Origin of the sequence: Burkholderia sp. IMCC1007 (assembly GCF_027257875.1) — a bacterium.
In the GTDB taxonomy this organism is placed as follows: domain Bacteria; phylum Pseudomonadota; class Gammaproteobacteria; order Burkholderiales; family Burkholderiaceae; genus Burkholderia.
Genome location: NZ_JAPVQY010000004.1, coordinates 1 through 13,324, shown reverse-complemented (window position 1 = coordinate 13,324; position 13,324 = coordinate 1). Strand labels below are relative to the sequence as shown.

At 64.9% G+C, this 13,324-nt stretch carries 13 protein-coding genes; 8 read left to right on the top strand and 5 right to left on the bottom strand.

From position 1 onward, the window contains the following. Positions 1-15 precede the first annotated feature (15 nt). A complete protein-coding gene (locus O1Q03_RS05590) occupies positions 16-930 on the top strand; it encodes a LysR substrate-binding domain-containing protein (RefSeq protein ID WP_269502083.1) in 915 nt (304 codons plus the stop codon). 84 nt (positions 931-1,014) lie between these two features. Here O1Q03_RS05590 and shc read toward each other — a convergent pair whose 3' ends face one another. After that, complete coding sequence (shc, locus tag O1Q03_RS05585; RefSeq protein WP_269502082.1) at positions 1,015-3,084, bottom strand: squalene--hopene cyclase; 2,070 nt, start codon at positions 3,082-3,084, stop codon at positions 1,015-1,017. Positions 3,085-3,136: 52 nt separating this feature from the next. Between shc and O1Q03_RS05580 the strand changes: the two genes are divergently transcribed. Beyond that, positions 3,137-3,880 carry a TetR/AcrR family transcriptional regulator gene (locus tag O1Q03_RS05580; RefSeq protein ID WP_269502362.1) on the top strand — a complete coding sequence of 248 codons (744 nt, stop codon included), beginning with the start codon at positions 3,137-3,139 and terminating at the stop codon, positions 3,878-3,880. 54 nt (positions 3,881-3,934) lie between these two features. Here the strand turns inward: O1Q03_RS05580 and O1Q03_RS05575 are convergent, their stop codons facing one another. Next, positions 3,935-5,041, bottom strand: coding sequence for a PAS domain-containing protein (locus tag O1Q03_RS05575; protein WP_269502081.1), 1,107 nt, complete (start codon positions 5,039-5,041; stop codon positions 3,935-3,937). 398 nt (positions 5,042-5,439) lie between these two features. On the opposite strand from O1Q03_RS05575, the gene O1Q03_RS39955 reads away from it, so the two are divergent. Beyond that, complete coding sequence (locus tag O1Q03_RS39955) at positions 5,440-5,691, top strand: hypothetical protein (protein WP_332112515.1); 252 nt, start codon at positions 5,440-5,442, stop codon at positions 5,689-5,691. Between the two features lie 143 nt (positions 5,692-5,834). Here the strand turns inward: O1Q03_RS39955 and O1Q03_RS05565 are convergent, their stop codons facing one another. Beyond that, complete coding sequence (locus O1Q03_RS05565) at positions 5,835-6,185, bottom strand: hypothetical protein (protein WP_269502079.1); 351 nt, start codon at positions 6,183-6,185, stop codon at positions 5,835-5,837. Here O1Q03_RS05565 and O1Q03_RS05560 point away from each other — a divergent pair. Together O1Q03_RS05560 and O1Q03_RS05555 are read left to right on the top strand one after the other, a co-directional pair. After that, entirely contained in the window at positions 6,184-6,834 is a 651-nt protein-coding gene (locus tag O1Q03_RS05560; protein ID WP_269502078.1) for a hypothetical protein, read from the top strand. The two genes, O1Q03_RS05565 and O1Q03_RS05560, sit on opposite strands and share 2 nt — an antisense overlap. A gap of 43 nt (positions 6,835-6,877) precedes the next feature. Further along, positions 6,878-7,384, top strand: coding sequence for a hypothetical protein (locus O1Q03_RS05555; protein ID WP_269502077.1), 507 nt, complete (start codon positions 6,878-6,880; stop codon positions 7,382-7,384). Positions 7,385-7,576: 192 nt separating this feature from the next. Here O1Q03_RS05555 and O1Q03_RS05550 read toward each other — a convergent pair whose 3' ends face one another. Then, positions 7,577-8,518: a dihydrodipicolinate synthase family protein gene (locus O1Q03_RS05550; RefSeq protein WP_269502076.1), complete on the bottom strand. Its 942-nt coding sequence runs from the start codon at positions 8,516-8,518 to the stop codon at positions 7,577-7,579. A 588-nt stretch (positions 8,519-9,106) separates the two neighbouring features. Between O1Q03_RS05550 and abaF the strand changes: the two genes are divergently transcribed. Both abaF and O1Q03_RS05540 read left to right on the top strand, forming a co-directional pair. Further along, positions 9,107-10,486: a fosfomycin efflux MFS transporter AbaF gene (abaF, locus tag O1Q03_RS05545; protein WP_269502075.1), complete on the top strand. Its 1,380-nt coding sequence runs from the start codon at positions 9,107-9,109 to the stop codon at positions 10,484-10,486. Between the two features lie 210 nt (positions 10,487-10,696). Beyond that, positions 10,697-11,377 (top strand): GntR family transcriptional regulator, encoded by a 681-nt coding sequence (locus tag O1Q03_RS05540; protein ID WP_269502074.1) that lies wholly within the window; start codon positions 10,697-10,699, stop codon positions 11,375-11,377. Between the two features lie 126 nt (positions 11,378-11,503). On the opposite strand, the gene O1Q03_RS05535 is transcribed toward O1Q03_RS05540, so the two are convergent. Next, entirely contained in the window at positions 11,504-11,698 is a 195-nt protein-coding gene (locus tag O1Q03_RS05535) for a hypothetical protein (protein ID WP_269502073.1), read from the bottom strand. Positions 11,699-12,256: 558 nt separating this feature from the next. Between O1Q03_RS05535 and O1Q03_RS05530 the strand changes: the two genes are divergently transcribed. Continuing rightward, positions 12,257-13,243 (top strand): TRAP transporter substrate-binding protein, encoded by a 987-nt coding sequence (locus O1Q03_RS05530; protein WP_269502072.1) that lies wholly within the window; start codon positions 12,257-12,259, stop codon positions 13,241-13,243. The last annotated feature ends 81 nt before the right edge of the window (positions 13,244-13,324 follow it).

The following is a 13,324-nucleotide window of genomic DNA, read 5'->3' as shown; positions in this document are numbered from 1 at the left end:
CCATAATCCAATGTTATGACCACGCCTTCGCTCAGAATTCGCCAGATCGAAGCGTTCCGCGCGGTGATGCAGCGCCATACCGTCACGCGCGCGGCACGCGACCTGCATATCTCGCAGCCGGCCGTGAGCCGGCTCATCGCCGATCTCGAGGATCGTGTCGGCTTCGTGCTGTTCGAGCGCGAGCAGGGGCGTTTCACGCCCACCGCGCAGGCGCGCGTGCTGTACGAGGAGGTCGAGCGCGCGTTCGTCGGGCTCGACCGGGTCGCGCAGGCCGCCGAGCAGATCCGCGCGATGCGGCGCGGCACGCTGCGCGTGGCCGGCTCGCCCGCCGTGGCGCTCGACCTGCTGCCGGAGCTCGTCACGCGCTTCTCGGGCGCGCATCCGGGCGTCGACATCACGCTGCTCGCGCACAGTGCGTCGACGGTCGTCGACAAGGTCGCGTCAGGGCAGTGCGACGTCGGGCTGATCGCCGAGCCCGTGCCGCATCCGGCGGTGCGCAGCGAACGGCTCGCGGAAGCGGCGATGTGCTGCATCGTGCCGCGCGGACACCGGCTCGCGCGCAAGCGCGTGGTGCAGCCTGCGGACCTGCGCGACGAACCGTTCATTTCGTTTCCGCCGAGTTTCGAGGCGCGCAGCGCGATCGATCGCGTGTTCGTCGAGGCCGGCGTGTCGCGCGTGCTGTCGATCGAGGCGCAGTTGTCGCAGACGATCGTCGCGTTCGTCGCGAACGGCGCGGGCGTCGCGTTGATCGATCCGGTGACGGCCGCGTATGCGGGGCAGCGCGTGGCCGTCAAGCCGTTCGAGCCGGCCGTGCCCGATCATTTCTATCTGGTGACGTCCGCGTCGCAGCCGCTGTCGATGATCGGCGACGCATTCTGTGCGGACTTGCGCGACGCGTTCGCGCGGTTGCGGGCGCCGCGCGACGCGTAAGGGGGAAGGGAAGGGGAACCGCGTTGATCGCGCCGGACGCCGTCAGGCGTGCCGGCGCATTGCCGTTTCGGCCGGGGTGCCGGCTCAGGCGGGTGCGCTGTCGGTGGCGCGTGCGGCGGGTACGCCGGACGTAGACGACGCACGCGACATGGCTGCGCCCGCATCCTTCGCGCCGGCGAGCCGCCGATAGCGTGCGAGCGCCCACAGCGGGAAGTACGCGGTGTAGCCGTGATACTTCAGGTAGAAGATGCGCGGAAAGCCCGGAGCGTTGTGCGACCGGTGCCACCAGAAACCGTCGTCCTGCTGCACCGATTGCAGATACGCGATGCCGCGCTTCACCGAGTCGGACTCGCAGTCGCCGAACGCCATCTGCGCGAGCAGCGCCCATGCGGTGCAGTTCGACGTGCTTTCGCCGCCGTTGGTGCCGGCAAGCGCCGGGTCGATGTAGCTGTCGTTCGTTTCGCCCCAGCCGCCGTCCGCATGCTGGCGCGCGCGCAACCACGCGAGCGCGCGCGCGATGTACGGCTGCGACGCGTCTTCGCCGGCAAGCGCGAGGCCCGCGAGTACGCTCCACGTGCCATACAGATAGTTCGTGCCCCAGCGGCCCCACCAGCTGCCGTCCGGCTGCTGCGTGCGCTTCACGTAGTCGATCGCGCGCGCGAGCGATGCGCGGTCGTCCGCGCGCTTCGTCACGCCGAAGCACAGCAGCACGCGGCCCGACACGTCTTCGGTCGGCGGATCGAGCAGCGCACCGTGATCGGCGAACGGGATCGCGTTCAGGTACATGCGGTCGCAATCCGCGTCGAACGCCGCGAAGCCGCCGTTGCGCGATTGCAGCGCGCGCATCCAGTCCAGTGCGCGCGCGACCCGGGCCGCATACGGATGCGAGCCGTCCGCGCGGCGATGCGTGCGGCCGCGGCGATCGAGCATCGCGGTGACGACCGCGCTGTCGTCGATGTCGGGGTAGTACGGGTTCGCATACTGGAATGCCCAGCCGCCCGGCTGCGTGTCGGCGGGCGCGTTCTCGATCCAGTCGCCGCGCAGGTCGTTGACCTGGCGCTCGGCCAGCCAGTCGTATGCGCGTGCGATGCGTGCGTCGAGTTCATCGAGTGCGCCGCCCGGTTCGCCCGCTTCCGGCATGGCCACGCCGCGTGCCTGTTCGAGCGCCATCGTGCTCCACGCGGTATCCCATACCGGCGACAGGCACGGCTGGCAGTACACGCTGCCGTCGGGCCGCGTGACCAGCAGCTTCTCCAGTGCGTTCTCGCAGTCGCGGCGCAGCGGATGATCTTCCGGGTAGCCGAGCACGTCCATCATCTGATAGCTGTACACGATCGGCGGAAAGATTCCGCCGAGCCCGTCTTCGCCGTTCATCCGCTCCGCGCACCACGCTTCGGCATGCCGGATCGCGCGTTGCCGCAGACGTTTCGGCAGCAGCGGCTCGACGTGGCGAACCACGCGATCGAGCGCGAGGAACGCGCGGCGCATCCCGCGCGCGGGCGGGAAGTAATGGCGTTCCTGGTCGGGCGGCGTGACGAACAGCTCGGGGATCGCGATATTGCGCGGATTGCGCGCACGCGCCTTCAGCGAGCACAGCACGAGCAGCGGCACCATCGTCGTGCGCGCCCAGTACGCGACCTTGTACATCGAGATCGGCACCCACTTCGGGAACAGCACGAATTCGATCGGCATGAACGGCGCCGCGCGCCACGGCACCTGGCCGAACGTCGCGAGCAGGATGCGCGTGAACACGTTCGAGCGCGCCGCGCCGCCGAGCTTCAGGATCGCGTCGCGCGCACGGATCATGTGCGGCGCATGCTCGCTGTCGCCGGCCGCCTTCAGCGCGAAGTACGCCTTCACGCTGCACGACACGTCCGGCTCGCCGTCGACGTACAGGTCCCACCCGCCATGCGTGTCGAGCCGCTGGATCGCGCGCAGGTAGCGGGCCATCTTTTCCTGGCGCGCGTCGTCGATGCGGTCCATGAAATGCATCATCAGGATGTATTCCGCGGTGATCGTCGCATCGGACTCGAGTTCGAAACACCAGCTGCCGTCGGGCTGCTGTAGACGCGCGAGCGCGTCGCGTCCGCGGGCGATCGCGGTGTCGAGCGCGGACCAGGGGGAAGAGGCGGGTTTGTTCATGCGGCGGATCATACCATCCAGCCGGAATGTTTATATCGAGACCGCGGGTGCTAACATCGCCCCCATGAAAAAACGCCCCGAACCCGCATTGCGTGACGCATCCGTGCCCGACCACTCGGCCAAACCGGCCGGCGCGCGGCGGCGCGCCGCGCCCTTGGAAGCGCCCGCTGCCGCGGCTGTAGTGGCTTCCGCTGCTGCGCCCGTGGGCGTTCGGCGAAAAAAAGCGCCCGAACAGGTGCGCGCGCAGTTGCTGGAGGCCGCGTCGGAAATCGCGACCCATCACGGCGTGGCCGCGTTGACGCTGGACGCCGTGGCCGAGCGCGCGGGCGTGACGAAAGGCGCGTTGCAATATCACTTCGCGAACAAGCAGGGTTTGCTCGATGCGCTGTTCGAGCAGGCGACCGAGCGCTTCGCGGCGCAGATGGCCACGCGCCGCGCTGCCGATCCGCATGGCGAAGGCGCGGCGGCGCGCGCGTATCTGCATGCGGTGCTCGACACCGCGCAGCCGGCGGCGAGTACCGACGTGCTGCGCGTGCTCGTCGCTTCGATGATTACCGAACAGGAGACGCGCGCGCGCTGGTCGGTGCCGATGCGCGAGTGGACGCGGCCGGACCCGGTGCCGCTCGAGCACGCGGCGACGCTGATGATCTGCCGGCTCGCGGCCGACGGGCTGTGGATCTCGGAGCTGCTCGACAGCGTGGAGATGTCGGCCGAACTGCGCGCGGAGATCGTCCGGCAACTGGACCGGATGAGCGGAGGCGAGCTGCCGGCCGCCACACGCAAGCAGGCGCGCGGCGGGCGCGGCTGAGCGCGGTTTCAGTCGAGCGACGACGCGCGAAGCGGGGTTGTCGCGAGTACCGTTTCAATCGCCGAACAACGCGACCAGATCCGCGATTCGCCGAATTCCCGTCTTCCCGAAGATCGCCTTGATCTGGCTGCGCACGGTGCTGACCTGCACGCCGGTGCACGCCGCGTATTCGGCCGGCGTCTGGCCGCGCGCGATGCCCGTCGCGACGGCCATTTCCGCACGCGTGAGCGAGAACGGACGCTGTTGCGCGTGCGCTCGCACGGTGCGCTGGAACGGTCGGCGCAACAGCAGCATCGCGAGCGGCCGCGTGTCGCGATCGAGCGGCGCGGTCAATTGCGGCTTCAGCGGCACGACATGGATTTCCAGCGTCGGACGTTGCTCGCGATCGAGCGCATAGAGCGGCAACGGTTCGACGACCGGACTCGGCGAACACGCATCCCTGACCCGTTGCACGAGTTGCGCCGCGACTTGCGGCGCCCACAGCACGAGCCGATCGGCTTGCGTACGGAGCTCCGTCGACGCCTGCAGCATCGCGAGCGCGGCGGCATTCAGGTAGCGCACGCGCAGCGTGTCGTCGACCACGATCACCGCGCGCGGCAGCGCGTCGAGTGCCGCCGCCATCAGCGGCTCGCGGCTCGCCGCTGGCGGCGTGGCCGTTTGCCGGAGGCGGAACACGTTCGGCAGGTGATCGAGCACGCGCTGCAGTTCGCGGGTCGTGTGCGCGTCGTACGGCCGGTGATTGACTGGGCGATGCACGGCGAGAATCAGCCGCCGGTTGCCGTCGAGCCGCATTCCGCCGCACGAATAGCGCAACCCTTCGCGAATGTAGAAGTCCTGATAATACTCGCTGTGCTCGATCACCTGATCCGGCAGGAAGCGATGCATCGGATACATGCGCCCGGCCGGCTCGCGCATCAGCACGCCGCGCGCGAGATCGAGGCCGTGATAGTGGCTCGCATACGCATCGGCCCAGGCCGGGCCGTAGCCGGTGAAGTGGTATTCGAGGAAGGTGCCGGTGCGCGCGTCATGCGCGAAGCAGTTCGCGGCCCGCGCATCGGCGAGCGCCGTGAGGGCGTTGAGCGCGACATCCCACTGTTCGGGGTCGATGGCGGCCGTGTAGAGCGCCGCGATCGACTCGTCGGCCGATCGTACCTTGGACATCCCCGTTCCCCGGTTGCCGCACGCGCGGCGCGTCGCGCGTGTCGTCGCACCGCGTTCGCCGGATCGTGCGCGCTGGCACGCGATGCGGACGCGGTGCGATCGATTCTAGCAAGCGTCCTCAATTTTGGGGATGCCGGCGACGGGACGAATGTCTACGATCGGCAACGGAATATCGCGGTGTGAAGGTAACCGATGGAGCGCGACGATTGCATGTCGCGCGACTGCGCGGCCTTTGGTCCGACGAATGGAACGACGTCGTCGCGCTTGCCGCCGATGTTCTGACACAGGGCGCGCGTACGGCGCCGGAATGCGTATACAGCGAGCGGGCGGACGAAAGACCATGCGGTGCCGCGCCGATTGCGACAGGGCGGGTGCCGGGTTTCGAGGAGCTTGATCAGATGCTGACTAGAGACTATGTGGAGCGGGAGCTCTCGCACATCCAGCGCATGGTCGCGCTGCTGGAAAGCGATACAGGGGCGGGCGACGTGATGCTGCCGTGCGCGACGCGCGTGAGTCGCCCGAGCTACTGGCGGGGGCGGATCGAGGCGTTGCTGGCCATTCCCGGTTTGCCGCGCGACGCCAGGCGGCTCGGCGATGCGCTGCTCGCGAAGCTCGGCGGGATGGAGTCGCGCGCGGCGGTGGGGAAGTAGTGGATGGGGCGGGCGTGGCTTTCGCTGAAAATACCTGACTGACGCATCGGGGAATGGCGGGCCGGTGGGGTGGGCCGCGGCGGATCTTCGCTGCCGGCGGTAAGTTGGATACAGTGTCTGGTTCTTGGCCGACGCTCTCTCGGTCACTTCAAGACTGCGCCAGCATGGCGACCATCGGCTTCGCATGTCCTCGCGCCGCGTGCATTGATCGTAGCCATGCAGCGCGGCGTACCCGCCGGGCCGATGCGAAACTGCGCGCTGAATTCGATGCGGAAGGTGCGCGCGCCGACGTGTCGCGCGCGTTGATGCGGGCTGCGGGATATAGCGTTTGACACCGCTGGATACGCTGGCAATTCCGGAAAAAGTTCTTCGTGGATTTCCGAGGGAACGCCGTGGCGGAACGGCGGCGTTCGGCCAAGAGCGGTCGTTGGACTGATGGCGCTAGATTGGCGACAATCTTCAGCATCAAACTTCGAGGGCTTCGATAAGGTCATGAAATTCATCCTCGAAACCATTGATAGGACCACGGCGTGTCCCGTAAGGAGCTTTCTGATCGAAGTCCCAGATTCGTCTGTCATTTCCTCTTTGTTGGAGGACGAGGAATTTGACGCGGAGCGTCACTATGAGTTGGACGCGCACGAGGCGGCTAGATTCTCATCGCATTTCGATTTCTCGGTTGGAGAATCGGCCTCGGGGATTCTGAGACCCCGTCATTGGGTTGATGACCTTCCTTACCAAGTCCACACAGGCCGGGAGCTTGCGCTGATGCTTGAGGGAACGAAGCCGTTTGCGGCTTTCAGCGAAGAATATCCATTGTCGATCGACGACAGCGTGATTCCAGAGCAACTATTCGACCGCTATGTGGCGGATGGGCGCTTTCTCAAGAGAGAGTACGTCGATACAGAAATTCTAAAAGGCTACCGTACACGGCGCGTTTTGTATGCGCGACCTGATGAAGCGTGGCGAATTGATGCCTATATCCTTCTTTGGCACATGGGCCAAGTGACTGGCTGGAACGAATCACTTGAACGCATGGAGGGCTTCCTTCTAGGTTATGAGGAGTGGCAGACAGACGCATACATTCGTGCAGCCAAAGCACGAGCGGGTGCAAGCCAGCCAAACTCCCCAAGCGGTTCATTCTAGGGCCAGATGAATTGGAATGAAGTTCAGAGACGCGGATACCGACATGAAATTGCTTTCCCCTTCCGATTGTTCGGCATGGCTGAGAAGCGAAGAATATTTTGAATCGCCGTACGAACGATCCGAATCAAACTACACATCGTATTTGCAGTTCGCTGTGCCGAAAAACGATGAGGCAGTCCCCATTATTGTCGATGGCATCCGTAGTTATCTTGAACCGTTGCGAACCTGCTTGTTCCAGGTGACGGACTGGTCGAGGTATGAGGCGCTTGAGAATTCAATATTGGAGGAAATGGAGTCGACATGCTCTGGAAAATTAAAACCGTGGGATGGCTTTGGCCTGCTATTTGAGGCCAGTGAAGCGGATGAAATGTTTGGGTGTTGCGCCAGAGCGCTTCGTTGCGGCATGAGCGCATACATATACATACCCCTAAGAGCCACGTTTCTTCTTTGGGAGGGAGACCTTGTCGATGTCTGGGCAAACAGATCTGCAGTGCTGAATCAATTTATCCAGCGGTTAAGACACGAACAGTTCCGCATTACAAGTGGCTAGATGGCGGCTGTACAAGATGCGCGAGAGCGTCCCAAGGACCGCTATCCGCGAATGCAACAGTCCGCTTCGGGTCGGCAAGCGACGTCCACGGAAATCCGCGAACAACCAAAGAGAAAAGCCACGGATCCCTCCGTGGCTTTTCCCGTCACGCAGCCGTTTCACGGCCGCGCATCGCGCACATCGCCAAACCGCTTACGCGATCGACTTCGACCAGTTCGCATACCAGTTGCGGAACAGCGTGTACTGCGCTTCCGCGTAGTTGCGTTGCGCGTCGCTCAGTGCATCCGTTTCGTTGAAGTGCAGCGTGTATTCCGTGTCGCCGTTCAGCACCATCAGGTGCTTGTAGAACAGGACCAGGTCGCAGCCTTCGTCGAACGACGACAGCACGGCCAGCGCCGATTCCAGTTCCTTCGCACGCACACGCGCCACTGCATCGCCTTGCGCGGCCTTCTTGCACAGATCGACCAGTTGCAGCACTTCGCGCGGCAGCGCGTTGCCGATACCGGTGATCGCGCCTGCTGCGCCGCAGTTCACGAAGCCGTGGAACACTTGCGTGTCGACACCGGCCATCAGCGTCACGCTATCGTCCTGCGACGTGATGTTTTCCGCTGCGTAGCGCATGTCGGCGGCGCCGCCGAATTCCTTGAAGCCGATCAGGTTCGGATGGGCGCGGCGCAGTTCGAAGAACAGGTCTGCGCGGGTCGCGAAACCGTAGTACGGGCTGTTGTAGATCACGGCCGGCAGGTTCGGCGCGGCGTTCAGGATCGCGGCGAAGTGCGCCTTCTGTGCAGCCGGCGACGCGCCACGCGACAGCACGCGCGGGATCACCATCAGGCCGTGCGCGCCGACCTTCGCGGCATGCGCCGCGTGCGACACGGCTTCCTTCGAGTTCACGGCACCGGTGCCGACGATGGTCGGCACGCCGGCTTCGACCAGGCGCGCGACGCCTTCCTGGCGCTGCGCTTCGGTCAGCAGCGGCCAGTCGCCCATCGAGCCGCAGTACACCACCGCGCGCATGCCGAGTGCCACCAGCTCCTTGCCCTTCTTTACCAGCGCGTCGAAATCCGGCTGACGGTCAGCGGTGCACGGAGTCATCAGGGCCGGAATGGTGCCGGTAAAAATGTTGTCGCTCATCTCGTTTCCTCATTCAGATAGGGTCAACTGCCATTGCTGGCAACTTGGGCTGTACGCGCCCGCCGTCTCGTCTGCGTGATCGGGACCGCGGTGGCCACCTCTTGTTTGCCTCGGTACCGAAACGTTGCCTCCGGTTTCGCCCGAGAGTCAGCCATCGACGAAGTCATTCTAGCCACTTCGCATATTTTATACAATATAAAATAAAAAGGGCGTGACGAAGGCGATCGTTCCGGGCGTGCGGAAGGGCGGAAAACCCGCGTCGCAGCGGCCGCCGGCGGGGATCTCGGGGGAATCCCGATGAAGCGGGTCAATGGCTGTTCCGGTGCTCCCGTGTCGCGCCCGCGGCCTCCGGAGCCGAACCCCGCGCGTGCTGGAAGACGTTTTCACCGTGTTTTCCTCCGACAACAATGCCCCGTCTTGCCGGCTTCCAACCCGACCGCAAGCCGCCGCCCGCCGTGTCGCATTTCTGCCGAAGGCGTTTTTGAGATTTCGTACATCGTCTATTGAATATTGTATAAAATCTTTCGGCGCGCTTACTCGCGAACCGCCCGTCAAGGGAAATGGAAGATAACGAGAGGAGATACGGAGATGACAAGTCAGGTCGGCGAGGCAGTCTCGCCACGCAACACAACCGGCGTGCAGGACGCGGCGTCGAAGCGGGAATTGAAACGGGTCGTCGCGGCGTCGATGGTCGGCTCGATCGCGGAGTGGTACGAGTTCTTCCTGTATGGAACGGCGTCGGCACTGGTGTTCGGCACGCACTTCTTCAAGAAGACGGGCAACCCGATCGACGGCCTGCTCGCCGCGTTCGCGCTGTATGCGGTGGGCTTCGCCGCGCGCCCGATCGGCGGGCTGGTGTTCGGTTACTACGGCGACAAGTTCGGCCGCAAGTATCTGCTGCAGGTGAGCCTGATCGTGGTCGGCATCACGACCTTCCTGATGGGCTGCCTGCCGACCTTCGATTCGATCGGCTACTGGGCGCCGGCGCTGCTGGTCACGCTGCGCCTGATCCAGGGCTTCGCATTCGGCGGCGAGTGGGGCGGCGCGATCCTGCTGGTCAGCGAACACAGCCCGGACAACCGTCGCGGCTACTGGGCCAGTTGGCCGCAAGCCGGCGTGCCGGCCGGCAACCTGGTTGCCACCATCATCCTGCTGGTGCTGTCGAGCTCGCTGTCGGAGGCCGACTTCCTGTCATGGGGCTGGCGCGCGGCGTTCTGGTTCTCGGCGGTGGTGGTGCTGATCGGTTTCTGGATTCGCCGCAAGGTCGACGATGCGCCGATCTTCAAGGAAGCGCAGGCGCGCCGCGAGAAGAAGCAGGAAAAGCAGCTCGGCGTGGTTCACGTGCTGAAGTATCACTGGCGTCAGGTGCTGATCGGCATCGGCGCGCGTTTCGCCGAGAACATCCTGTACTACATGGTCGTCACGTTCTCGCTGACCTACCTGAAGCTCGTTGTCGGTTTCGACACGACGCGGATCCTGAAGCTGATGTTCGCGGCCAACGCGATCCACTTCGTGTTCATCCCGCTGATGGGGCTGATGTCGGACCTGGTCGGCCGCAAGCCGGTGTACCTGACGGGCGCCGTGCTGACCGCCGGCTGGGGCTTCGTCGCGTTCCCGATGATGGACACCGGCAACGACTGGATCATCATGGCCGCGATCGTGCTCGGCCTGTTCATCGAATCAATGACCTACTCGCCGTATTCGGCGCTGATGACGGAGATGTTTCCGACCAACGTGCGCTACACGGCGCTGTCGCTGTGTTATCAGGTCGCGCCGCTGATGGCCGGCTCGCTCGCGCCATTGATCGGGTTGTCGCTGCTGGACCGCTATCATTCGTCGACGCCGATCGCGCTTTATCTGGTCGCCGCGGCGGCGATCTCGATCGTGTGCGTCGGCCTTGCGAAGGAAACGCGCGGCAAGTCGCTGCGCGACGTCGATGCCGAGGCCAATCGGCGCACGAACGCGTAATTCCGGCAGCCGAAGCCGGCGTGCATGCATGGAAGCCACCAGCGATGGTGGCTTTTTTGATGGAGCGATCGAGACGCGGCACCGCGCCGGGATATCCTGCCGCCGATGCTCGACGGCAAGGGCGCTCTGCTAATATTGTAGAAAATATGCAATATCCGTCGCCGCGGCGTCGGCACTTGCCTGACCGCCATCCCCAGTCCGAACCGCAACATGAACGAGAAACGCCCAGCTCTTGTCTACGCCACGCGCGCCGAAGCCGCAGCGAATGAACTGCGTCGCCGCATCCTGACGGGCGAGTATGTCGACGGCTATCAACTGCGCCAGGATGCGCTGGCTACCGAACTGGGCATCAGCCGCATCCCGCTGCGCGAAGCGCTGGTGCAGCTCGAGAGCGAAGGGCTCGTGAAGATCCTGCCCCACAAGGGCGCGATCGTGTCGGAGTTGTCCCCGGAGGACATCACCGAACTGTTCGAGCTGCGCGCGCTGCTGGAGCCCGTGCTGCTGAAAAAATCCATTCCGAAGCTGACCGCCGACGATTTCGCGCGGCTCGACGCGATCCTCGAGGAATACAGCGCAGTGCTGCACGCGAGCCAGTCGGGGCGCTGGGGCGAGCTGAACACCGAACTCCATCATGTGCTGCTGTCGCGCGCGGACCAGCCGAAGACGTCCGCGATCGTCGCGTCGCTGCTGCAGCAGACGGACCGCTACACGCGCGTGCAACTATCGTTGTCCGAAGCGGCGCGCGACGTCGCCGAATCCGAGCACGCCGAACTCGTCGCGTTGTGCCGCAAGGGCGATACGCGTACGGCCGCATCGCTGCTGAAGCGGCATATCGAGCATGCGGGCGGCGAACTGAATGCGTTTTTGCGGGAGCGGCGGGCTGGGCGCTGAGATCGTTGCCGCCGCGCGCCGCGCGGCGGCAATCCTGCTGTAGCGCGTATCAGCGCTGACGCAGGGGCGAATGCGGCGCGCGGTTCCCGGCGTGTGGCCGACCGGATTGCCTGCGCCAACTCGACGCTAACCGCCACCAATTCCCTGCAGCACCTTCCCCGTTCCGCCACACACCGTACACGCCTGCCCTTCGACGAGGCCGGTACCGCGACACACGGTACACAGATCCTCGCCGACCCCCGGCGCATCGGGCGGTCCTTCGTCGCCCGGATTCAACGGCGTGTCCTCGCGCTGTTCCGATGACGTTCTGCTGTTCTGCATCGCACACCTCCTTTCGCGACTCGCGTATTGCGGCGAGCACGCATCACGCGTGCCCGCTCGTTGGTCTCGCTGCCGATCGGGATCCTTTCGCCAGTAGCTGGTTGCGCGACCACGACGCCGCACTGGCGATCCGAGCGCACGTCGCGATTGCGGTGGATGCCGAACACGCCCGAGCCGGCGGGCGACGGTGGCTGTTGCCCTTGAGCGGCTTGGTAGTCAGTCATCCTATAACACTGCTAAGCGGAAACGAAACCCTGGCGTTCAGCGCCAGCAAAACGACGCGGCAGCACGTCGATTCAGCATGCGGACGTCGTTCCGGAAAACGTTTCTCGCAACGGCAGCCGCGCAGAGAACGCTTTTCCTCGTAGTCGGCCGCAAACCCGCATCGGAGGTCATTATAGGGGTATGCACCGAGTGAGTTAAACGATTAACCGACGTACATTTCCAACGACACGTCATACAACGTATGACTGCGATCAGACGAAAGCCGTGCACCGCCGCCTGCGGATGCCGCCACGATCGCCGCGAAACAATGAGCAACCATCAAGGAGACAGACGATGAAACACCGATTCACCCGCTCCCGTACTGCACTGGCCGTCGCGCTGATGGCCGGCTTCGCGGCATCCGCGCATGCCCGCGTGTTCCGCTCGGCGGACGTGCACGGCGACAACTTCCCGACCAACATGGCGGTCAAGTACATGGGCGACGAGCTGTCGAAGATGACGGGCGGCAAGGACTCGATCAAGGTGTTCGGCAACAGCGCGCTCGGCTCGGAGAAGGATACGGTCGACCAGGTGCGGATCGGCGCGATCGACATGGCGCGCGTGAACGGTGCGTCGTTCAACGAGATCGTGCCGGAGTCGCTGATCCCGTCGTTGCCGTTCCTGTTCCGCGACATCGATCATTTCCGCAAGGCGATGTACGGGCCGGCCGGCCAGAAGATCCTCGACGCGTTCTCGGCGAAGGGGATGGTCGCGCTGACGTTCTACGAGAGCGGCGCGCGCTCGATCTACGCGAAGCGCCCGGTGCGCTCGCCGGCGGACATGAAGGGCTTGAAGGTGCGCGTGCAACCATCCGACCTGATGGTCGACGAGATCAAGGCGATGGGCGGCACGCCGACGCCGATGCCGTTCGCCGAGGTGTACACGGGCCTGAAGACGGGCCTCGTCGACGCCGCGGAAAACAACCTGCCGTCGTACGAGGAAACCAAGCACTTCGAAGTGGCGCCCGACTACTCGGAGACGCAGCACGCGATGACGCCGGAAGTGCTGGTGTTCTCGAAGAAGATCTGGGACACGCTGTCGCCGCAGGAGCAGGCCGCGATCAAGAAGGCCGCGGCCGATTCGGTGCCGTACTACCAGAAGCTGTGGACGGCGCGCGAGGCGTCCGCGCAGCAGTTGGTGACGAAGGGCGGCGCGAAGATCCTGCCGGCCGCGCAGATCGACCGCGCGGCGTTCGTGAAGGCGATGCAGCCGCTGTGGGCGAAGTACGAAAAGACGCCGCAGATGAAGCAGATCGTCGACGAGATCGAGGCGACCAAGTGACCCGTCGCACTTCCCTGAACGGCGCCGCGGCCGTGGGCTCGGCGGAAGCGGCCGCCGCCGCGGACGGGGCGGCACCGTGCC

Bases quoted from the DNA above. Each gene is read 5' to 3' on its own strand.
- O1Q03_RS05590 (WP_269502083.1), top strand. From the start codon at position 16: ATGACCACGCCTTCGCTCAGAATTCGCCAGATCGAAGCGTTCCGCGCG.
- shc (WP_269502082.1), bottom strand. From the start codon at position 3,084: ATGATCCGCCGCATGAACAAACCCGCCTCTTCCCCCTGGTCCGCGCTC.
- O1Q03_RS05580 (WP_269502362.1), top strand. From the start codon at position 3,137: ATGAAAAAACGCCCCGAACCCGCATTGCGTGACGCATCCGTGCCCGAC.
- O1Q03_RS05575 (WP_269502081.1), bottom strand. From the start codon at position 5,041: ATGTCCAAGGTACGATCGGCCGACGAGTCGATCGCGGCGCTCTACACG.
- O1Q03_RS39955 (WP_332112515.1), top strand. From the start codon at position 5,440: ATGCTGACTAGAGACTATGTGGAGCGGGAGCTCTCGCACATCCAGCGC.
- O1Q03_RS05560 (WP_269502078.1), top strand. From the start codon at position 6,184: ATGAAATTCATCCTCGAAACCATTGATAGGACCACGGCGTGTCCCGTA.
- O1Q03_RS05565 (WP_269502079.1), bottom strand. From the start codon at position 6,185: ATGACCTTATCGAAGCCCTCGAAGTTTGATGCTGAAGATTGTCGCCAA.
- O1Q03_RS05555 (WP_269502077.1), top strand. From the start codon at position 6,878: ATGAAATTGCTTTCCCCTTCCGATTGTTCGGCATGGCTGAGAAGCGAA.
- O1Q03_RS05550 (WP_269502076.1), bottom strand. From the start codon at position 8,518: ATGAGCGACAACATTTTTACCGGCACCATTCCGGCCCTGATGACTCCG.
- abaF (WP_269502075.1), top strand. From the start codon at position 9,107: ATGACAAGTCAGGTCGGCGAGGCAGTCTCGCCACGCAACACAACCGGC.
- O1Q03_RS05540 (WP_269502074.1), top strand. From the start codon at position 10,697: ATGAACGAGAAACGCCCAGCTCTTGTCTACGCCACGCGCGCCGAAGCC.
- O1Q03_RS05535 (WP_269502073.1), bottom strand. From the start codon at position 11,698: ATGCAGAACAGCAGAACGTCATCGGAACAGCGCGAGGACACGCCGTTG.
- O1Q03_RS05530 (WP_269502072.1), top strand. From the start codon at position 12,257: ATGAAACACCGATTCACCCGCTCCCGTACTGCACTGGCCGTCGCGCTG.